This is a genomic window from Candidatus Planktophila vernalis, assembly GCF_002288185.1.
Taxonomy (GTDB): Bacteria; Actinomycetota; Actinomycetes; order Nanopelagicales; family Nanopelagicaceae; genus Planktophila; species Planktophila vernalis.
Map to the genome: position 1 here is coordinate 237,470 of NZ_CP016776.1, position 19,173 is coordinate 256,642.

At 45.7% G+C, this 19,173-nt stretch carries 21 protein-coding genes and 1 tRNA gene; 14 read left to right on the top strand and 8 right to left on the bottom strand.

The features are described from left to right. Window positions 1-16: 16 nt before the first annotated feature. Window positions 17-406 (top strand): superoxide dismutase, Ni, encoded by a 390-nt coding sequence (gene sodN, locus A7sIIA15_RS01315; protein ID WP_029168497.1) that lies wholly within the window; start codon window positions 17-19, stop codon window positions 404-406. Here sodN and A7sIIA15_RS01320 read toward each other — a convergent pair. The 4 genes from A7sIIA15_RS01320 to A7sIIA15_RS01335 are packed head-to-tail and all read right to left on the bottom strand — an operon-like array spanning window position 403 to window position 2,625. After that, entirely contained in the window at window positions 403-807 is a 405-nt protein-coding gene (locus A7sIIA15_RS01320; RefSeq protein ID WP_095685435.1) for a thioesterase family protein, read from the bottom strand. The genes sodN and A7sIIA15_RS01320 overlap by 4 nt on opposite strands. A 25-nt stretch (window positions 808-832) precedes the next feature. Next, a complete protein-coding gene (locus A7sIIA15_RS01325; protein WP_095685436.1) occupies window positions 833-1,237 on the bottom strand; it encodes an anti-sigma factor family protein in 405 nt (134 codons plus the stop codon). After that, the gene (locus A7sIIA15_RS01330) at window positions 1,234-1,869 is read right to left on the bottom strand and encodes a sigma-70 family RNA polymerase sigma factor (RefSeq protein ID WP_095685437.1); all 636 of its coding nucleotides are present in this window, start codon (window positions 1,867-1,869) and stop codon (window positions 1,234-1,236) included. The genes A7sIIA15_RS01325 and A7sIIA15_RS01330 overlap by 4 nt, the downstream gene beginning before the upstream one ends. An 18-nt stretch (window positions 1,870-1,887) precedes the next feature. Further along, complete coding sequence (locus A7sIIA15_RS01335; protein ID WP_095685438.1) at window positions 1,888-2,625, bottom strand: SOS response-associated peptidase; 738 nt, start codon at window positions 2,623-2,625, stop codon at window positions 1,888-1,890. A gap of 57 nt (window positions 2,626-2,682) precedes the next feature. On the opposite strand from A7sIIA15_RS01335, the gene aroA reads away from it, so the two are divergent. From aroA to A7sIIA15_RS01355, 4 genes are read left to right on the top strand one after another with little or no spacing between them, the layout of a single operon-like run. Then, complete coding sequence (aroA, locus tag A7sIIA15_RS01340; RefSeq protein WP_095685439.1) at window positions 2,683-3,984, top strand: 3-phosphoshikimate 1-carboxyvinyltransferase; 1,302 nt, start codon at window positions 2,683-2,685, stop codon at window positions 3,982-3,984. A 15-nt stretch (window positions 3,985-3,999) separates the two neighbouring features. Further along, window positions 4,000-5,022: a ribosome small subunit-dependent GTPase A gene (rsgA, locus tag A7sIIA15_RS01345; protein ID WP_095685440.1), complete on the top strand. Its 1,023-nt coding sequence runs from the start codon at window positions 4,000-4,002 to the stop codon at window positions 5,020-5,022. A gap of 50 nt (window positions 5,023-5,072) precedes the next feature. After that, the gene (locus A7sIIA15_RS01350) at window positions 5,073-5,870 is read left to right on the top strand and encodes an inositol monophosphatase family protein (RefSeq protein WP_095685441.1); all 798 of its coding nucleotides are present in this window, start codon (window positions 5,073-5,075) and stop codon (window positions 5,868-5,870) included. A gap of 6 nt (window positions 5,871-5,876) precedes the next feature. Continuing rightward, window positions 5,877-8,126, top strand: coding sequence for a heavy metal translocating P-type ATPase (locus A7sIIA15_RS01355; protein ID WP_095685442.1), 2,250 nt, complete (start codon window positions 5,877-5,879; stop codon window positions 8,124-8,126). 55 nt (window positions 8,127-8,181) lie between these two features. Here A7sIIA15_RS01355 and A7sIIA15_RS01360 read toward each other — a convergent pair. The 4 genes from A7sIIA15_RS01360 to A7sIIA15_RS01375 form a co-directional block, all read right to left on the bottom strand. After that, a tRNA-Met gene (locus A7sIIA15_RS01360) sits at window positions 8,182-8,255 on the bottom strand. 106 nt (window positions 8,256-8,361) lie between these two features. Then, window positions 8,362-11,202: a UPF0182 family membrane protein gene (locus A7sIIA15_RS01365; protein ID WP_095685443.1), complete on the bottom strand. Its 2,841-nt coding sequence runs from the start codon at window positions 11,200-11,202 to the stop codon at window positions 8,362-8,364. 38 nt (window positions 11,203-11,240) lie between these two features. After that, complete coding sequence (locus A7sIIA15_RS01370; protein WP_095685444.1) at window positions 11,241-11,978, bottom strand: S16 family serine protease; 738 nt, start codon at window positions 11,976-11,978, stop codon at window positions 11,241-11,243. 18 nt (window positions 11,979-11,996) lie between these two features. Continuing rightward, on the bottom strand, window positions 11,997-12,305 hold the full coding sequence (locus tag A7sIIA15_RS01375; protein ID WP_095685445.1) for a hypothetical protein: 309 nt from the start codon (window positions 12,303-12,305) through the stop codon (window positions 11,997-11,999). A 93-nt stretch (window positions 12,306-12,398) separates the two neighbouring features. On the opposite strand from A7sIIA15_RS01375, the gene A7sIIA15_RS01380 reads away from it, so the two are divergent. The 9 genes from A7sIIA15_RS01380 to prfB all read left to right on the top strand — a co-directional run bounded on the left by A7sIIA15_RS01380 (window position 12,399) and on the right by prfB (window position 19,078). Beyond that, window positions 12,399-13,751 carry a zinc-dependent metalloprotease gene (locus tag A7sIIA15_RS01380; protein WP_223298267.1) on the top strand — a complete coding sequence of 451 codons (1,353 nt, stop codon included), beginning with the start codon at window positions 12,399-12,401 and terminating at the stop codon, window positions 13,749-13,751. A gap of 257 nt (window positions 13,752-14,008) precedes the next feature. Beyond that, complete coding sequence (locus A7sIIA15_RS01385; RefSeq protein ID WP_095685447.1) at window positions 14,009-14,602, top strand: M48 metallopeptidase family protein; 594 nt, start codon at window positions 14,009-14,011, stop codon at window positions 14,600-14,602. Between the two features lie 135 nt (window positions 14,603-14,737). Continuing rightward, window positions 14,738-14,902, top strand: a complete 165-nt coding sequence (locus A7sIIA15_RS07060; RefSeq protein WP_018224953.1) for a DUF5679 domain-containing protein — start codon at window positions 14,738-14,740, stop codon at window positions 14,900-14,902. Window positions 14,903-15,197: 295 nt separating this feature from the next. Next, window positions 15,198-16,262, top strand: a complete 1,065-nt coding sequence (locus tag A7sIIA15_RS01395; RefSeq protein ID WP_095685448.1) for a hypothetical protein — start codon at window positions 15,198-15,200, stop codon at window positions 16,260-16,262. Between the two features lie 111 nt (window positions 16,263-16,373). Further along, window positions 16,374-16,607, top strand: coding sequence for a hypothetical protein (locus A7sIIA15_RS01400; RefSeq protein WP_190279163.1), 234 nt, complete (start codon window positions 16,374-16,376; stop codon window positions 16,605-16,607). 2 nt (window positions 16,608-16,609) lie between these two features. Then, window positions 16,610-16,987, top strand: a complete 378-nt coding sequence (locus tag A7sIIA15_RS01405) for a TadE/TadG family type IV pilus assembly protein (RefSeq protein WP_095685449.1) — start codon at window positions 16,610-16,612, stop codon at window positions 16,985-16,987. Continuing rightward, window positions 16,984-17,388 (top strand): TadE/TadG family type IV pilus assembly protein, encoded by a 405-nt coding sequence (locus A7sIIA15_RS01410; protein ID WP_095685450.1) that lies wholly within the window; start codon window positions 16,984-16,986, stop codon window positions 17,386-17,388. The genes A7sIIA15_RS01405 and A7sIIA15_RS01410 overlap by 4 nt, the downstream gene beginning before the upstream one ends. Then, on the top strand, window positions 17,379-17,924 hold the full coding sequence (locus A7sIIA15_RS01415) for a hypothetical protein (RefSeq protein WP_095685451.1): 546 nt from the start codon (window positions 17,379-17,381) through the stop codon (window positions 17,922-17,924). Before A7sIIA15_RS01410 ends, A7sIIA15_RS01415 begins: the two co-directional genes overlap by 10 nt. Window positions 17,925-17,977: 53 nt before the next feature. Next, a complete protein-coding gene (gene prfB / locus A7sIIA15_RS01420) occupies window positions 17,978-19,078 on the top strand; it encodes a peptide chain release factor 2 (RefSeq protein WP_095685452.1) in 1,101 nt (366 codons plus the stop codon). Window positions 19,079-19,173 lie beyond the last annotated feature (95 nt).

The following is a 19,173-nucleotide window of genomic DNA, read 5'->3' on the forward strand; positions in this document are numbered from 1 at the left end:
TAAATGAGGAGAGAACATGTTTGCACCAAAGACAACTGTCTACGCACACTGCGATCTTCCATGTGGTGTTTACGATCCAGCCCAAGCAAAGATTGAGGCTCTATCTGTAAAGGCATGCATGGAGAAATATGCAGCAAATCCTGATGCGGATTTCCGCTCACGTTCTGTTGCAATCAAAGAAGAGCGCTCACACCAAGTCAAAGAACACCTATGGGTTCTATGGACTGACTATTTCAAGGCTCCACACTTTGAGGCATACCCACAACTGCACTCACTATTTAATGATGCAACAAAGCTTGCAGGTGCTGCAGGAACAAAGGGAACTCAAGATGTTGCAGTTGCAGACAAGTTGATCGCAAAGATTGATGAAATAGCAGAGATTTTCTGGGCAACTAAAAAAGCTTAAGAAATTAAAGATTGCGCGGCGGTGCGGGCGAGGAATGAAACTCGCTCCACCGCCGATCTTTTTATCATGGCAGCTGCAACTTGGCGCTCACCTTCATAAACTTCACATTCAAAAGTTAACTCTCGGTTTTCAATCTCAATACAGCGCGAAACTGCACGCAGTTCAGCGCCGATAGATGATGGGCTCAAAGTAATCATTTCAAAACTAATGGGAATTGTTGTTTCTTCTGGCTCTAAATGCTCATCCATAGAAATGATTGCTGCATGCTCCATGAGTGAAATTAACTGTGATTGAGAAACGATTGGTAAATCACCAATTCCCATTGCAACAGATGTGTCACCAGCCCGCACAGTCATGACCGTTAAACCAACGGCTCCGATGACTTCCTCAGCAGGTTTCATGATTAATAACTTACCTGCTTAAGCCTTAAGTAGTGGGATTATCGCCTTCATTGATGTATCGAATTTCTTCGGTGTGTTCGATCGTAACTTCACGGTGTTCGACTTGGCCGAACTCATCAATCTCGATGGAAATCTCCGTCATGCTGAACTGTGTGACAACTTCGGTAAATGCCCCAGCTGCTTGGCCATGAATTTGGTTGAAGATGGCGTTATGAAGTTCTTGCGGTGCTTCTTCATTACATGTTCGCTGCAGGACTTGTTGAACTAGAGAGTGCATCGCTCGCTCGTGGGCAAGCTCTGCTTCACAGGCAGGGCACTGGGCAACGTGAACTTCAATGACCTGCATCTGTGGTGGCTCAATATTGCCTTCAATAAGTAGCACGAAGGAGTTAAGAACTTGGCTACAAGGCGTTACAAATGAGAAACTCATGATTCTGCCCCCTCATCAGGGTCAGATTTCTTAGCCGAAGGCTTGGCTTTAACGTTGTAACCAAGTTCCTTTGCATACTCTGTTAACCGCTCACGTAGCTGTTTTCTTCCCCGGTGAAGTCTGGACATCACTGTTCCAGCTGGCACACCGACAATCTCAGCAATCTCCTTATAAGAAAAGCCTTCAACGTCAGCCAAATAGACGGCAATGCGAAACTCTTCAGGGATTTCTTGTAGAGCTCGTTTGATGTCGCTATCGGGCAGATTTTCAAGTGCTTCTACTTCTGCTGATTTTCCTTGATCACTAGTGTGTGATGCCGCATCTGCTAACTGCCAATCTTCGATTTCACCAGAAGATAGTTGAGGGCGGCGCTGGTCTTTGCGATAGGTGTTAATAAAAGTAGTTGTTAAAACGCGATAGAGCCAGGCTTTTAAATTAGTTCCAGGTTCAAATTGGTGGAATGAAGCAAAGGCTTTTAGGTAAGTGTCTTGAACTAAATCTTTAGCATCATCAGGATTTCTTGTATAGCGCAACGCTGCGGCATAGAGCTGGTTTGTAAATGCAAGGGCATCTCGCTCAAAGCGGGCAGCACGCTCCGCTGAGCTCTCTTTAACTAAATCTGTCGATGTCATTGCTAGCAAAGATTATCGCTAAAACAGGGTCTCTGGCTCACCCAATTCAATTGCCTCAATGAGCTGGGCTCCATTGTTTGCAACTGAGTTAACCTGCGATGAAACGGGGTGGGCCTTGACTATTGATTCGGGGGATTGGACCTGCATTAAGTTTCGTAATCCTTCAATCTCTTTATTCTCAGGATCAAGCCAAGTTTCCCAACGATCTCGCGGCATAAAGACTGGCATTCTGCTGTGAATCGTTGCAAGTTCACCTTGTGCCTCTTGAGTAATAATAGATGCGCTCTCAATTACTTCACCGTTAGGTGCGCGCCAACTACTCCAAATTCCTGCGATTGAGAGCTGTGCACCATCGCGAGAAGAAATATAGAAAGCTTGCTTTGGCTTGTATTGCCCTAACGCAGTTGCCCATTCGTAATAACCCTGGGCTGGAACTAAACATCTGCGTTGTTTAAATGCATCTCTGAAGGTTGGTTTTTCATGAACACTTTCACTGCGTGCATTAATGGCCCGAGATTGTGATGTTTTTGCTTCTGCGACATCACTTAACCATGGAGCGATTAATCCCCAGGAAACTATGGCCAAATCTTTCTTGGTTTCACTTTCTTCTTTAATGGGGGAGCGAACAATATAAATGGGATTCGTTGGGGCGATATTCCAATTCACTGGAATGGATTGGCCAGGAGCGCTGCCCGTGACTTCAAATTGCTCCATGAGTTCGCGCATATCTGCACTTTGCGCATAACGACCACACATGTGCAAAGGATATGCGTAAAACGAGAGTGTTGTTAGCCGCGATAGACTTAGGCGATGATGAATAACAACGCACACTGGCCCGCGCTCTTTCGCGGCGCACAACCAGTAGAGGCCTTCGTTGTCATTCCCGGATCTAAATCTGTAACTAACCGTGCATTGATATTGGCAGCCCAAGCTGATTCCCCATCCATTCTTCGCCGCCCACTTGTTTCTCGCGATAGCGAATTGATGGTTGCGGGCTTGCGTGCACTGGGGGTTGGGATTGAAGAAAAGAACGTAACAACCAATGGCGTAGAAGAACTTCAGTGGGTTATCACACCGGCTCCACTTCGCGGCGGCGTGAAAATTGATGTTGGAAATGCTGGAACAGTGATGCGCTTTCTTCCTCCACTTGCAGCCCTTGCAACTGGTGATGTTGCATTCGATGGTGATCCACGTTCTTATGAGCGCCCACTGGGGCCTGTAATTAAAGCTTTAGAGGAATTAGGGATTTCAATTGAGCATGATGGTCGATACAGCTTGCCCTTGAAATTACATGGAACTGGCAAGATTCCAGGAGGTGCTCTAACAATTGATGCAAGTGCATCTAGCCAGTTCTTATCAGCACTTCTATTGGTTGCACCAAGTTTTGAAAATGGCATTGTTGCAACACATAAAGGTGGTCAACTTCCATCTATGCCGCACATTGAAATGACTGTTGATATGTTGCGCAGCTTTGGAGCAGATGTAGAAGTTGATAAAGCAGCGCAATCATGGAGTGTTAAGGCTGGAAAACTTCATGGTCAAGAGTTAGTTATTGAACCTGATCTATCAAATGCTGCACCATTTTTATCTCTTGCCATGGTTTGCGGTGGAAGTGTCACTATTGCCGATTGGCCTAAGACCACTACTCAGCCTGGGGATCAACTGCGTTCAATCTTCACGCAAATGGGTGCAAAAGTTTTAATGGATGAGCGCGGATTAACCTTAAGTGGAACTGGTGTGATTCATGGAATTGATATTGATTTACATGATGTTGGCGAACTAACTCCATCTATTGCAGCAGTTGCAGCCCTTGCCGATTCACCGTCACATTTGCGCGGCATTGCACACCTTCGCCTGCATGAAACTGATCGCCTTGCTGCTCTCACACGCGAAATAAATGCTCTAGGTGGAGATGTAGTTGAGGAAGAAAGTGCGCTTCACATAACTCCAGCTCCATTACATGGCGGTGTATTCCACACATATGACGACCACCGCCTAGCGACGGCAGGTGCTGTTCTTGGTTTAGTTGTTCCAGGTATTGAAGTGGAAAACATTGCAACCACTCGCAAGACTCTGCCTGATTTTCCAGGGCTATGGAGTTCTCTTCTTGTTTAGCCAGAAAAGATCATCATGAGCCCACGCGAATACGATGAATCAGATGCGCGCGTAAGGCCTGCGCGCAGCACACGTCCACGAAGTAAAGATCGTCCTAGCCACTCCACTGCTATTTCAGCACTTGTCACTGGAGTTGATCGCGGGCGACAAACATGTGTTACTGATGAAGGCGTCATTATCACTGCAATGCGTGCAAGAGAACTTGGACCTAAATCTGTTGTGGTGGGCGATCGAGTTTCTATTGTTGGTGATGTTACCGGCGATGAAGGAAGTTTGGCTCGCATCGTTTCAGTCAATGAGCGCAGAAACTCACTGAGCAGAACTGTTGATGATGCTGCTCAAGTTGAGCGCACAATTGTTGCCAACGTAGATCAACTTGTCATTGTTGTTGCAGCCCTTAATCCTGAACCACGACGTGGTCTCATTGACCGTTTTCTTGTTTCAGCCTTTACCGAAGGTATTACGCCAAAGTTAGTAGTCACTAAAACAGATTTGGGAGTTGTTCCAGAGTTTCTAGCTGAGTATGCAAAGTTAGATGTTGAAATCCTGCACACTGCAATTAAGAGTGATTCTCGTGAGAAAGATTTAGAAGCGTTACACCAGATGCTTTCAGGCAAAATCTCTGTACTCGTTGGTCATTCAGGTGTTGGTAAATCAACACTTATTAACGCACTTGTTCCAGATGCAGATCGCTTAACTGGTGATGTGAATGAGGCAACGGGTCGTGGTCGACACACATCATCTAGCGCAGTTGCACTTGCACTAGACACACACGATGGATGGATTATTGATACACCAGGAATTAGAGCATTCGGACTCTCGCATATCGATGTCAGTCGAATTGTTGATGCCTTCACAGATCTCTCTCTTGTAGCTGCAACATGTTTGTCGAATTGCTCACACGCTGAAAGCTCTTGCAAACTTGATGCATGGGCTGCGCCTAACGGGGTAGTTGACCCTGAGAGAGCAGCCAGATTAAGCAGCCTTCGTTCGTTGTTATCGGTCAAGGACCAAGCAGTATTTGTGCCAGAGGATTAGTATTCAATCTGTAGATAAGGCGCATGAGTTGATTGAGAGAAGAATAGAAAATGAGCGAAAGTAAGTACGCCGAAGATTTAGCTTTGGCACACCTACTGGCCGATATTGCAGATGCAATCTCACTCGATCGCTATCAATCTTTAGATTTAGTAATTACTACCAAGCCAGATAACACACCAGTTACTGATGCTGATCGCGCTGTAGAAACGGCAATCAGAGAAGCACTTGCAACGCACCGCCCTAATGATGGACTGCTGGGAGAAGAGTTTGGGAGTGATATCACAGGTGCCAAGCGTTATTGGGTCATAGATCCCATTGATGGAACTAAAAACTTTATGCGCGGAGTTCCAACTTGGGCAACTCTTATTGCACTTGTCGAAGTTGCAGAAGATGGCACACAAGAAGTTGTAGTTGGAATTGCTAGTTCTCCAGCATTGGCGCGACGTTGGTATGCATCATGTTGTGAGGGTGCATATGTCACCTTTAATGGCCAGAGTAGAAAATTAGCAGTCTCACAAGTTGCATCTATAACTGATGCATCAGTTGCATATTCAGATTTTGTTGGTTTTGGTACACGCTTAAAGGCTTTTAACTCAATTCTTTCTACTGCTTGGCGCACTCGGGGAATGGGCGATTTTTGGTCACACATGTTGGTTGCAGAAGGCGCAGTAGATATCGCCATTGAACCAACTCTTGCTGTGTGGGACATGGCTGCCCTAGACATCATTGTTCGCGAAGCCGGAGGAGTGTTTACAAATACTTCAGGTAAACACGGTCCATTTGGTGGCAGTGGGGTTTCAACAAACAAGGCAGTCCATGAAGTTTTAATCAAAGCGTTGAATGCATAATCGATAATGGCAACTGAAACGATCCTAGAACCCACAACCCTTGCTATTGAGGGAATGACCTGTTCATCCTGCGTGAATGCAGTTGAAAAAGCGCTCAATAACATGGATGGCGTTCGAGCAACCATTAACTTTGCAACAGAGACCGCACACATTTTGGCACCTGCGGATATGGATGTTAAAGAATTAATCAAAACAGTTGAAAAAGCAGGATATAAAGCCAGTCTTTTGCAAGATGCCCAGGCAGTAACGTTGCATAGTAAGAAATCAGCACGCGCCTTATTCTTTGCTTTTATTTTTTCAGTTCCTGCCGTAGCTCTCTCGATGGTTATGAGTTGGCACCATGCAATCGATATGTGGATTCATGATCAGTTAGATCTCTTTGGACTTCCACATCCACTCTATTCAGCCACAGCATGGCTGGTAATTGCACTCAGTGCACCTGTTGTTTTACTTGTTGCTTGGCCAATCCACCGTGCTGCGCTCCGAAATCTCAAGCATCCAACTATGGACAACCTCATTTCGATGGGTTCAATTGCAGCATTCACATGGTCGATTTATGCGAATGCAACTGGTGAGGGCGATGTTTATACCGAAGTTGCTGCCGGTGTTATTTTCTTTGTCATCCTTGGACGTTTCTTAGAAACAAGAGCCAAGGCACGTGCGGGTGCGGCCCTTTCATCTCTCTTAGCTCTAGGTAGTAAAGAGGTAACGATTGTTCGTGGGGGATTCCCACTTATAGTTCCAATCGAACAGCTACAAATCGGTGATGAATTTGAAGTTAGACCAGGAGATCGTGTTGCAACTGATGGCATTGTTGTTAGCGGGCAGAGCACAGTTGATAACTCAATGCTCACAGGTGAATCAAAACCTGTAGATGTCGGTCCTGGATCTCAAGTAATTGGCGCATCTGTTAATCACAACGGTCGATTAATTGTGCGGGCCACACGAGTAGGCAGTGATACTGAACTTGCCCGCATCACTGCAATGGTGATTAGTGCACAAGGAACCAAAGCTCCCATTCAGCGCTTAGCAGATCGAATTAGTGCAGTCTTTGTTCCGATTGTTACGGTTCTTTCAATTGGAACATTTGCTGCTTGGTATTTGAGCGGCTATAGCCTCACACAATCTATTTCTGTGGCGATCACCGTGCTTGTAATCGCTTGTCCATGTGCTCTGGGACTTGCAACACCTGTTGCATTACTTGTTGCATCAGGACGCGGTGCACAACGTGGAATAGTCCTGCGTGAACCACGAGTTCTAGAAGTTGCACGTAAAGTGGACACAGTTGTCTTTGATAAGACTGGAACACTCACAGAGGGTGTTATGAATGTGCAGAACGCAACTATCTCTGCCGCCGCCGGCGCAGTACTAGGTTCATCCTTTGCGTCCCTTATTAATGAAGCAACGATTCTTTCTTCAGCAAATGCGATTGAATCAGCAAATTCCCACCCAGTTGCTCTGGCCATTTCTCGCTACGCACTCAGTGCTGGTGCAAAGAACCATGCGGTAACAGACTTCTCTGTTACACCGGGATCTGGAGCTGCGGGCCGTGTAAATCTTGGAACTCAATCACCTGTGGTTTTGATCGGTTCACCAGCAGCTGTTGCGCACAGCTGCACAGATTTTCACCCAGAAATTAAGGCAGCTGTCACAGCTGGGCAAAATGCTGGCTTAACAGTTTCAGTTTTGGCATGGGATGGCGTTGCATTAGCTGTCTTTGCTGTTGGCGATCAATTAAAGAGCGATGCAGCAGAGACAATTACTAATCTCAAATCAATGGGAATCACACCATGGCTTGTCACGGGAGATAGCGCAGAAGTTGCTGCCGCAGTTGCTTTAACTGTGGGTATTGATAGCGAGCACGTTATTTCTGCAGCTATGCCAGAGACCAAATTAGTTATTGTTGAGAAGTTAAAGGCCCAAGGACATTGTGTTCTTATGATTGGCGATGGAATCAATGATGCTGCAGCCTTAACCGCTGCTGATTTATCTATGGCCATGGGAACAGGCACTGACACAGCGATTTCTTCTGCTGACATCACCTTGATGAACTCAGGTTTGGGAAGTGTAATTTCAGCGCTCAAGCTTTCACAAAAAACCTTAAAGATCATCCGTTTGAATATGGGTTGGGCGTTGATCTATAACGTTATTGGCTTGCCCATTGCAGCCCTTGGCTACTTGCAACCTATTTATGCCGCAGGGGCAATGGCGCTTTCCTCACTCTTTGTGGTTACTAACTCACTTCGAATCAAATAAAAAATCTCGCCAGTGGATGTTCCACCAGCGAGATCTTTCATACTGTTGTGCGTAGTAGCGGGGGCAGGATTTGAACCTACGACCTCTGGGTTATGAGCCCAGCGAGCTACCGAGCTGCTCCACCCCGCGTCGGTGAAGCAATCTTATGTGCATCAATAGATAAAGACCAAATCCATGCAATTACTCGCATGAATCTGGCCTTTATCTTTGTAATTACTTTTCTTTTACTGCATCACTATTTGTTCTGTGCATTGATTGCTGCATCAAGAGCGGACTTCAATCGCTTTTGTGCTTTGTCATAGGCTGCAAAATCTCCCTTTGCTAGTGCTGCAAGGCCATCTGCATATGCTTGCTTTGCACTGGCTAGTGAGTTTGCAAGTGAAGAGTTTGTGCTCGTCTGGCCAGTGGTGCCACTAGAAGAGCCACCTGCCACAGTTCCGGAGTTACCACCGAACACTTGATCAAGTGCACCCTTTAGTGTGTCGTCATAACCAATTTGATCTCCGAAGGATACGAGAACTTTCTGAAGCAATGGATATGCAGCTGTGTTTGAAGTCGCTCTGACATAAACAGGCTGCACATACAACAGACCACCACCAACTGGAAGTGTGAGCAGATTTCCTAATACAACATCAGAGCCACCACGACGTAGAAGTGACAATGAGTTTGCAACTTCAGGTTTTGCTTCAAAGTTTGAGGCCACCTGTGATGGACCTGCAATATTGGTGTTACGTGGCAATTGCAGCACGGATATCTTTCCGTAATCAGGACCTGGATCTGAGTTAACAACTGCAAACGCTGAAAGGTTTTCGCGACCACCACGTGGAACAAAAGGAGTAGTCAATGAGAAGACAGGCTTCTTTGTACCTGGCATTTGAAGTGTTAAGTAATAAGGAGGTTGCGCAGATGCGTTAGCTCCAAATGTTGATGGGTCACGAGGTACGCGCCAGAAATCCTGACCACCGTAGAAAGCTTCCGCTGTCTTAACATGATACGAACTAAGGATTTCACGTTGAACACGGAAGAGATCCTCTGGGTAGCGAATGTGTTCTAGTAGCTGAGCAGAGATCTCACTCTTTGGCTTAATAGTGTTTGGGAAAGCCTTTGCCCACGTCTTTAGAACTGGATCCTTCTCATTCCACTCGTACAAAGTCACAGTACCGTTGTAGGCATCAACTGTTGCTTTAACTGAGTTACGGATGTAATTAACAGTTCGATTGCGCTGAGCACCGATGGTTGCAGAGCCTTGAATATCTGCAATTACATTTGAAAGAACACTCTGGCGTGAATAAGGGTAACCAGCACTTGTTGTAAAGCCATCAATAATCCACATGATTTTTCCATCAACAAGAGCTGGGTATGGATCTCCATCAAGGGTCAACCAAGGAGCGACTTTTGCAACACGGTCACGAGGATTACGTTCAAAGAGAATCTTTGAATCCTTATTGATGAGATTTGAAAGAAGAATTCTCTGCTCCTGGTACTTCAAAGCGAAGATAACTTTATTGATTAATGAACCAACTGGGACTCCACCAGTACCTGTGTAGGTGTAGTTACGCTGTCCGTTAGGTGATGTGTCATCTGGATAGTCAAACTCAACTGGCGTATCGGTCTTTACGCCTCCAATGATTGAGTAATTTGGAACGTTCTCGCCAAAGTACACCCGAGGTTCAAATTTTCCTAACGCTCCGGTAGGAGGAAGGTTTCCGACTGCAAACTTTGGCTTTCCATCTATATCTCGATCATTTCCGTATGCTGCAACTAGTCCAAAACCATGTGTGTATACAAGGTGATCGTTAATCCAGTTACGTGATGGGTTTCCTTCAATATTCAACTCGCGGACGGCAAGAACAACATCGCGCTTTACGCCATCTACGGTGTAGCGATCGACATCCAGCGACTCTGGGAAGCTGTAGTACGGACGAATCTGCTGAAGTTGTCTAAAGGTCGCAGACAAGACATTTGGATCCATTAAGCGAATATTGGCAATGGTTGCCGCATCATCTGCAAGCTGACCGGTGTTTGTCGCAACCGTTGCCTGGTAATCACTAATGGAAACATCATCCAAGCCATATGCGCTGCGGGTTGCATCGATATTGCGCTGAATAAATGGAGCCTCCTTTGAAGACTCACTTGGCTTTACCTGGAACTGTTGGATTGCACCTGGATAAATTCCTGCAATCAAGACTGAAGAAACTACAAGGAGTGCGGTTCCTGCAGCTGGTAGTACCCAAGAGCGACGAATGATATTTGCGAAAAACAGCAGCGCACAGACAACTGCTATCGCAGCAAGAATCGCCTTAGCTGGAAGAGTGGCGTTGACATCGGTATATGTAAGGCCCGTGATCAACTTACTTTCTTTAAGTGCTAATTGATAGCGATCGAACCAGTAGGCAACTGCCTTCATCAAGACAACGCCACCTAGAAGAACTGATAGCTGAACGCGTGCAGCAACTGTTGTGCGGTCTTCTTGAACCTGCAGGCGGATTCCGCCATAGAGATAATGAACAACTGCTGCTGCAATAATTGCAAGAATTAATGTAGATATCGCCCAAGCGATTAATGTTTGGTAGAACGGCAATTTAAATGCAAAGAAAGAGATATCCATATTGAACTGTGCATCTTTCACACCAAAACTAGTTGAGTTCTTAAACAACAACCATGATTCCCACATCGCTGATCCTGAAGTACCAGCAAAGTAGAATAGTCCCACAGCAAGTGCAAGAACAACCCAGCGCTTAATTGGTTCGATTTGTGCACGATAGCGCTCGAGATTATCTGCTTCGATGCTCAATGGAACATAAAGTGGACGTCGCTTATAAGCGATGATGATGTTAAGCAAAATAATTGATGAAGTAAGCAATCCTGCGACTACAAAGAGAAAAATCTTGGTCGTTAGAACTGTTGTCCAGACAGAAGTGAAATCAACTGATTTAAACCATAACCAATCAGCATAGAAACCACTGAGTGAGAGCAGAACTCCTGAGAGAACAACCAAAATTACGATTGTTAGCGTGAGGGGACTGCGGCGACCTTTGAAATTGAACTGTGGAGTTGCATTACTTGTCATGGCCATACGCTAGCGCAAGAGGGCGCAAGCTTCATTCTCACCCTTTATAGGGCGGCCATGGCCTCGGCCAGGGTGGCAACTGTCACAACCTTGATTCCAGGGGGAATATTTGCGATATCTCCACTGTTGCCAGCAGGGGCTAGAAAGAGTGTGGCACCAGCTTTATGTGCTGCCAGAATTTTCTCGTTAATCCCACCAATGGGACCGACTTTTCCATCAGTTGTAATTGTTCCCGTTCCTGCGATGTGGCGTCCTTGCAGTAAATCCTTCTGAGTTAACAATTCGATAACGCCAATTGCAAAGATCATGCCGCCACTTGGCCCACCGGTTTTCTTCACATCAAATGTGATGTTCTTTATCTGCAAATCATCGGCAGGAACGCCATATTCAGGGTGCAATCGCAAAAAGGAGAGTGCGGCGGTTTTAGCATTATCTTGTGAGTTAACCATGTCAGCTTTGGCTTTTTTGTCTTCACTCTTTTGGGTCGTGCCAGGTGGATATATTGCAGATCGAGGATAAACGGCCTCATCAGCTTTGATCCATGAATAAAGAATTTCTGGTCCGATTATCCAAGAGTTTGGATTAGTTACCCTGATTGACATTAAATCAATACGTCCATTTGCTGGATATGACTTTTGATCTTTAATAGTTATTAATTTTTCAAATATATTTTGTGCTTGACCTGGCAAAATAATGACATAAGGCAATGGGGCAATAAGTGCTAACGAGGCAAAGATCGTAAGAATAATTAAGGCTATTCGAGGCAGTGGTGAAAAGCGCACAGTCTGAAAGAGTTCTTTTTAGGATTTCTTCAGAAAAGGATTATCGTCAAAAGAATCATCAGCAGCATCTGGCTTAATGATTTGAGTTTTGCTATTTCCGCCAGCTGAACTTGGAGCTGTTGATGGTTGGACTGCATCTGCTGCAACATCACGGGCCTGTGAATCGCGCAGTGACTCTTGAAAGCGCTGAAACTGGCCAACAGAGCGCTGGGTTTCTTGCTGGAACTTTCCTTCAAACTTTGTAACCCATAAAACATAGAGCAAGGCCCCACTCAGAGCTACAGCTGGGACTACCCACCAGATGAGTGCAAGAAAGGCGCTAGACATGGGGTCAGCCTATCGTCAGAAGGCGGGTGGCGCTAAAGATGCCCATTTGTTTGCGCCCTCACAAATAACTCTGTGAGTTTGGGAAGAAATCAGATGGCTATCTGGTTACAGCACTGGGAGGATTTACACATGTCGCCATTTGGTTTTACACCTGATAATTCAGATGACCCTGAAAAAAATAAGGATGGCGAGTCAGTTGATTTTGCAGCCATGATGGCGCAAATGCAACAACAGATCCAACAACAGTTTTCAGCCCTTGGAATGAGTGCACCAGGATTTTCTGCAACGACTGAGGCTCTTCCCAAAAACATTGTCCGAGATACTGCAAAGAAGTTTGTCACTGCAAAGGGCTCTGCCCCTATTGGCGCTAATGATGTGGCAAAGATTGAAGAAGCTTTTGCAATTGCCGAGCTATGGCTCAATGAAGCAACTTTCTTTTCTCAAACAACTGCAACCGGAAATCCTGCGATGGCCAGAACCGATTGGGTCGACACAACACTCAATGGCTGGCAGACATCTGTTGAGCCATTAGCAACGGGATTAGCTGCAGCGATTTCAGAGTTACTTAACAATGCCAATGGAGAGGCAGGCCAAAGCGAGGCTGAAAATGCCATGCAGATTCCCGTAGGGATGATTGCCACGCTGCTGCGCTCATTTATTGGCTCATTAATCGCAACACAGCTGGGCCAATCAATTGGTGGTTTAGCAGCGTCAGTTACTGGCACGCATGATGTGGGATTGCCATTAGTAGAGCCTGTTTATCCTGCACTTGTTCCACAAAATATTGATGAGTGGGGACAAGATCTCAACATTCCTATGGATGAAGTTCGCATCTTTCATGCTCTTCGTGAAAGCGCCGTTGCGCGGTTATTTGCTCATAACCCTTGGTTGATTTCTTATATTCGCACAGCAATTTCAGATTATGGAAAAGGAATTCGCATAGATATCGATGCTATTCAGCGCCAAGCACAAGAAGTCTTTGATAACGCATCTGAAGAAGGTAAAGAGTTTGATCCAACTAATCCTGAGAGTTTTAACATTGCACTTAATGAAGGAATTTTCACACCGGAGGAAACTCCAGCTCAACGCGCAGCGCTAACTAAATTAGAAACTGTTCTTGCTCTCATCGATGGCTGGAGTGAAGACGTTGTCACACTTGCTGCAGGAGAGCGACTTCCTAATCTTGTTGCTTTGCAAGAAACTTTGCGCCGCCGCAGAGCAACTTCAGCTCCTGCTCAACAGTTATTTGCAACGATGTTTGGTTTACAGGTCTCGCCAAAGCTGGCTCGAGAGGCTGCAACGTTTTGGAAAGCAGTGCGTGAGGTCAAAGATCTAGAAGGTAGAGATCGTATTTGGAGTGGAATCCTGCCAACTTCAGATGATCTATTAACGCCGCAAAGTTACTTAGTCAGTGTTGAAATTCCTGATGATTTATCGGGCCTATAAAAGCCACAGATAGAAAAGCGAACTCCCCGGCCGCTCATTCTGTATCAGCCTTCCCCTTGCTGATATAGAACAGTTATCCGAGGAGTTCGTAGTCGTAACGTAAATGTATTTGGCCCGAGAATCAACTGAGAACGCCTTTGACACAACCTGTTTTTCTCGTGTAATGGAGATTTATTTTTCCTGGCAATTCTAAAAATCTCTCAACACGTGGTTGAGGTTTCCAATCCATTTCTGGGTTGGGAGATACCGTGCTCTCTATGGATACCCCAGCATTCGAAGAGCTAGGAAGTGAGAACACACTTCCTGGAATCAACGAAGGCGAGATCATTGTTATTAGATCCACCCGGCGAAAGAAAAACATCTCTGCCTATCGCCAAGGTGGACGAATTGTGGTCTCTATCCCGGCCAGAATGAGTAAAGCCGATGAACGGGCGATGGTTCCAGAGATGGTGGCCAAGATTCGGGCCCAAGAAGCGGCCATTACGATGAGTGAAGAGGCTTTAGCCTCACGGATAGACGAGCTTTTGACCCAACTGGTCCCAGAAATCTCTCTGCGGCCAGCATCGGTGGTGTGGCGAGGCATGCGCGAGCGCTGGGGCTCGTGCACGGGGGTGGATCGAAGCATCCGCATCTCTGATCGACTCAAAGGCGCTCCCGACTACGCCCTGGACTATGTCCTCTTTCATGAAGCTATCCATCTTGAGTATTTTGATCATGGGGCAGAGTTCAAGGAGTTATTGGCTAGATTCCCAAAGGCCGAGATCGCCAGCGCCTATCTAGATGGATATGAGGCAGCTGAAACTGCGCTCGCAGCCCCTGAGGCGCTCAAAAAGCTCCTGGCTAAGGGGTGAAAAAACTCCTCCACAAACGCGCCTACTTAGGCTCAATTGAGCGTGTCGAGGGGTATCGTCTCACTTAACAGAACGCTCGCCCCGCACGGGGAGCAACCCCCTAGGGATTGCAAGCGTCGGACGGAGGACAAGAAAATGACAGTAGAGACATACAAAGGTGACGCTTACTGCGTTAAGTGCAAAGAGAAGCGTGATTTCGAGGGAACCGTAAAGGTCTCTGACTCTGGTCGTCGCATGGCACAGGGCATCTGCCCAGTGTGTGGCACCAAGGTCAATCGCATCCTTGGCAAAGCACAGTAATTAAATTTCGCTCACACGTTGTGAGCGTCTAGCGTTAAAAGAGACCCCCATCGTCCTTGGTGATTGTGGGGGTTTCTTCATGCCGTCACAGTGATTCAACTAGTAATGATTCATCTCACAGAGTAATTATTTATGGGGATGCTCCACAGGTTTTGAAAATGTGAAAACGCAAACCCTTGGCGATAGCAACTCTTGCCTTATGACCACATCAACCACCGCAGCCCCAATTTTCCCCCGCTTAAAAAACGGGGTCTTTATCAGCACAATGAGTTCAACACAGGAAAGCTCTATCACCATGGCTACCTCATCTCATGGAGTTGCCATAAACCACTCCGGAGCTAGATCAATTATTGAACAGTTCACCGGAATTCTTAACTGTGATGAAATCTCTCAAAAACTTGGTATTTCGATTACGACAATCCAATCCATTATTGATCAATTATTAGCAGCAAACTTTCTTGATACACAGAGAAAAACAATAAAGCTCAATAATAGATTTCAATCAACAATTCAATCCCGAGCAGCTCACACACAAGACCAAAGCAATGATGCCGCCTTTAGTCAATTACAAAAACGTCTTGCACCAGAGTTAAGCCAAGCAACATGGCTTCAAGGTGTCAGAGATGGTGGCGTGGATGTCATGACTGCGCGTCAGAACTTTGGAGTTGAGATTATCGGCAACTCACGAACAGCAACTTTACTTTTCTCAATTCTTTTAGCAAGTGGTGTGACAAACACACGAATTTCTCTCTCTGCTTCATACAAGCATCCAACCGTGGTGGATAGTGATTTAGGCTCAGGATCATTGCGAACAACGGACTTAGGGCTTAACTACAAAAATCGGATTGAAGAACTTGCCCGCGAATGGTCACTCTTTCCTGTGGCATCAAGTTTTGCTCTTGCTCAACGAGGAGCACCAAAACCAGTTCTTCCAGAAAAGAACTTACGCATCATTTGTGGAAGCTTTGATTCACAGTATGTAGAGCACCTTTTACGCGATGGTCACGATCACTTCTTTGTTGGCAGAGCCCCTGGCCATGTTGCAACTGTTGGGCCCTTTGTTCAACCTGGCAGCACTCCATGCCGACGCTGTCTCTCACTCATCGAAGCCGATCGCATAGGTGTTGCTGAACTTTCGATTCCACTTGGCACAAGTGATGAGCTTCCTATTGCAGTTGCCCACCAAGTTGCAGCGTTAGCAGCTCACGCAGCTCTGAAATTTATAGATACAGGCAAAAGTGAACTCCAAGCTGCCCAGCTGATTGTGGACTTTCTAGATGCTCTCAATCCCCAGTTACAGCACTTTCCGCAACATCCAGAGTGTGAATGTTTGTGGACAAGTCCAGACGTACTTATCTAGTCAGTTGCAGTTGTGCACAGCCAAAATAGATAGAAATTTTAGAAATCAACGTTAGAACAATAGTGAGCTTCACTTGAATTTCACACACTACTCAGCGGAAAAGAGAAACAGATGAATACAGTAATGAAATCAATGGTTGATGCAGAGCTAGTTCTGCGCGAATACCTTATTAAGAGCCATAAGAACTTCTATACACGGTTAAAAGATGAAAAAGGAGATGTTCCTGGATGGGTGTTAGTCGTCCTAATGACCACTGGGCTGGTCACTGCAATCTGGACTATTGCTGCACCACGCTTAACAGCGATTCTAAAAAACTCACTTGATGCCATGAATGGGATTCGATAACAGTGAATGCACGAGCTATCCATCAAAACTTCCTGAGTAAACTTCGACAGGATCGTGGCAATGTTGAAAGCTCACTTGTTCTCATTCCTCTTATCTTTCTCTTTCTCATTGCAGTTGAACTCGTAGTTGCAACTAATCTTCGCAACAGCGATTTTTCTTTGGCTCAAAGTGATGCCTCAAGAAGAGCAATCAGTGGAGTGCTCACTAGTTCAGATCAGGTCATTGAATTGAACTCTCCTGATTCATTTACCCATATGAAGCTTTTAATTACTCGCAGGCGGCATTCATTACCTCAGTTAGTTCCGGGTTTAGTTGCACTCCTTGGCGGCAATGCAGTTGTTGACGTTAATGGAGCGGCGGTAATGGAAAACCTCAATTGATTTCAAAATTACGGGATGAAAGCGGAAGCGCCATTGTTGAGTTTGTTGCACTGGCTATTCCACTTTTTATTCCAATATTCATTTATCTCAATAGCTTTGCCTCCGTGAGCGCAAACGAAGCCATTGTTCGGGTGATGGCACGGGAGGGCGTTCGTGCATATGCTGCAAGTGATAGCGATCATTCTGGCCGTGTGGTTTCTGAACAAGCAATCCTTCTGATTGCACAAAATTTGGGTCTTACATCAAAGGAAATCAACACAATAGATGTGAATTACGAATGCTCACGATTGCCTTGTTTATCAGCTAATAGTCGGATTCGATTAACTATTTCTTATATTGACTCCAAATCACACCGCACCATTGAGGCCTCTGCACAAGAAAACATCAGTCCATGGAAGTGAAATGGCTATCAAAGTTAAGAGATGAGCGAGGTTCGTTAAGTATTGTGATTATTGGATTATTCGTTATAACAGTTGCAAGCTTGATGATAATGACCGATGTTGCAACTGTGATGGTTGCAAAGCGCTCTCTCACCCAAGCCACAGAAGCGGCTGCTATGCGCGGGGTTCACACATTAGATCGTGCTTCGTATTACACAGGTAAAGGCACAATGGCAACAACTCCTCTCGCGCTCATTAACAAGCGTGAGCATCCCGCAATTCCAATTGACTGCAATCAAGCGGTTATCGATGTGATGTTGGAACTTCACAATTGGAGCACGGATGATTCTTCAATGAAGCGGCAAGAACTACAGGGGATTGTGTTGACAGATTTCGAATGTGATGGAACTTCAGTTGAGATATCTACCTATGCCACTGTGAAATTTCCATTCACCGTGCCATTTACTTCCCAAAGCTCAGCTAGTTTGTCTGCCAATGCCGCTAGTACAAATCAAGTGCAAGAGGGGTTCTATATATTTGGAGTCCGCCTACATTGACCACCATTGCGGCACCGGTTATTCACTAACTCGCTCTCCGCTATCCTTGCACTATGGCAGCGCGCGAATATCAATTAGAGATCAATGAAATTGACGCGACCCTTGTTTCAATTGAAAAGGTTTTAGACCTTCCTAAACTTCGCAAACAAGCAGCAGTGCTTGAGGAAGAAGCTGGAGTACCCAATTTGTGGGATGACCCAGAGAGTGCGCAAAAGATTACGAGTCGTCTATCACGCGTGCAATCAGAGATTGCCAAGCTATCTGGTCTTCGCCAGCGCGTTGAAGATCTACCAATTCTCTTTGAGTTAGCGGCTAGTGAACCAGATGGTTCTGGAGTTCACGATGCTGAAAAAGAGTTAGATGCGCTTAAGAAATCCATTGGTGAGTTAGAAGTTCAAACTCTTCTCAACGGTGAATACGATGACCGTGATGCACTCATAACTATTCGTTCAGAGGCCGGTGGTGTTGAGGCCGCAGACTGGGCCGAAATGATTATGCGTATGTATTTACGCTACTGCGAACGTCATAACTTTAAAGTTGATGTCCTAGAAACTTCTTATGCTGAAGAAGCGGGCATTAAGTCAACTACCTTTAGAGTCAGCGCTGCATATGCCTATGGAACTTTATCTGTGGAGCAAGGCACTCACCGATTAGTTCGCATTTCACCTTTTGATAGTCAAAGCCGTCGCCACACTTCATTTGCTGGTGTTGAAGTTGTGCCGGTGGTTGATCAAAGTGATCATGTTGAAATTGATGAAAAAGAAGTACGTGTGGATGTTTATCGTTCATCTGGCCCAGGCGGCCAAGGTGTTAACACCACTGACTCAGCAGTTCGATTAACACACATTCCAACAGGCATAGTTGTTTCTTGCCAAAATGAGCGGTCCCAAATTCAAAATAAGGCAACGGCCATGGCGGTTTTGCAATCGAAGTTATTGGAACGCCGACGCCAAGAAGAACAGGCAAAAATTAACGCCCTCAAAGGCGATAACTCTGGTTCATGGGGAAATCAAATGCGATCATATGTTTTAGCGCCATATCAAATGGTGAAGGATTTGCGCACTGATTATGAAACTGGAAACACCTCTGCGGTTCTCAACGGTGAAATCGATGAATTTATCGAGGCCGGCATTAGGTGGCGCAGAAGTTCGTAATTTCCTTGTCTAAAGCATAAATCACATTTTTTTCACAGGCTCACATGCGCGTTACATACCCGTATTTGGCTCGCTTTTCCATAAACTATGCATCA

Coding starts and splice junctions, on each gene's coding strand:
- A7sIIA15_RS01320 (WP_095685435.1), bottom strand. CDS start 807: ATGAAACCTGCTGAGGAAGTCATCGGAGCCGTTGGTTTAACGGTCATG.
- A7sIIA15_RS01385 (WP_095685447.1), top strand. CDS start 14,009: ATGGATACCCCAGCATTCGAAGAGCTAGGAAGTGAGAACACACTTCCT.
- A7sIIA15_RS01355 (WP_095685442.1), top strand. CDS start 5,877: ATGGCAACTGAAACGATCCTAGAACCCACAACCCTTGCTATTGAGGGA.
- A7sIIA15_RS01335 (WP_095685438.1), bottom strand. CDS start 2,625: ATGTGTGGTCGTTATGCGCAAAGTGCAGATATGCGCGAACTCATGGAG.
- sodN (WP_029168497.1), top strand. CDS start 17: ATGTTTGCACCAAAGACAACTGTCTACGCACACTGCGATCTTCCATGT.
- A7sIIA15_RS01375 (WP_095685445.1), bottom strand. CDS start 12,305: ATGTCTAGCGCCTTTCTTGCACTCATCTGGTGGGTAGTCCCAGCTGTA.
- A7sIIA15_RS01400 (WP_190279163.1), top strand. CDS start 16,374: ATGAATACAGTAATGAAATCAATGGTTGATGCAGAGCTAGTTCTGCGC.
- A7sIIA15_RS07060 (WP_018224953.1), top strand. CDS start 14,738: ATGACAGTAGAGACATACAAAGGTGACGCTTACTGCGTTAAGTGCAAA.
- A7sIIA15_RS01365 (WP_095685443.1), bottom strand. CDS start 11,202: ATGGCCATGACAAGTAATGCAACTCCACAGTTCAATTTCAAAGGTCGC.
- aroA (WP_095685439.1), top strand. CDS start 2,683: ATGAATAACAACGCACACTGGCCCGCGCTCTTTCGCGGCGCACAACCA.
- A7sIIA15_RS01325 (WP_095685436.1), bottom strand. CDS start 1,237: ATGAGTTTCTCATTTGTAACGCCTTGTAGCCAAGTTCTTAACTCCTTC.
- A7sIIA15_RS01395 (WP_095685448.1), top strand. CDS start 15,198: ATGGCTACCTCATCTCATGGAGTTGCCATAAACCACTCCGGAGCTAGA.
- prfB (WP_095685452.1), top strand. CDS start 17,978: ATGGCAGCGCGCGAATATCAATTAGAGATCAATGAAATTGACGCGACC.
- A7sIIA15_RS01415 (WP_095685451.1), top strand. CDS start 17,379: ATGGAAGTGAAATGGCTATCAAAGTTAAGAGATGAGCGAGGTTCGTTA.
- A7sIIA15_RS01330 (WP_095685437.1), bottom strand. CDS start 1,869: ATGACATCGACAGATTTAGTTAAAGAGAGCTCAGCGGAGCGTGCTGCC.
- A7sIIA15_RS01380 (WP_223298267.1), top strand. CDS start 12,399: ATGGCTATCTGGTTACAGCACTGGGAGGATTTACACATGTCGCCATTT.
- A7sIIA15_RS01350 (WP_095685441.1), top strand. CDS start 5,073: ATGAGCGAAAGTAAGTACGCCGAAGATTTAGCTTTGGCACACCTACTG.
- rsgA (WP_095685440.1), top strand. CDS start 4,000: ATGAGCCCACGCGAATACGATGAATCAGATGCGCGCGTAAGGCCTGCG.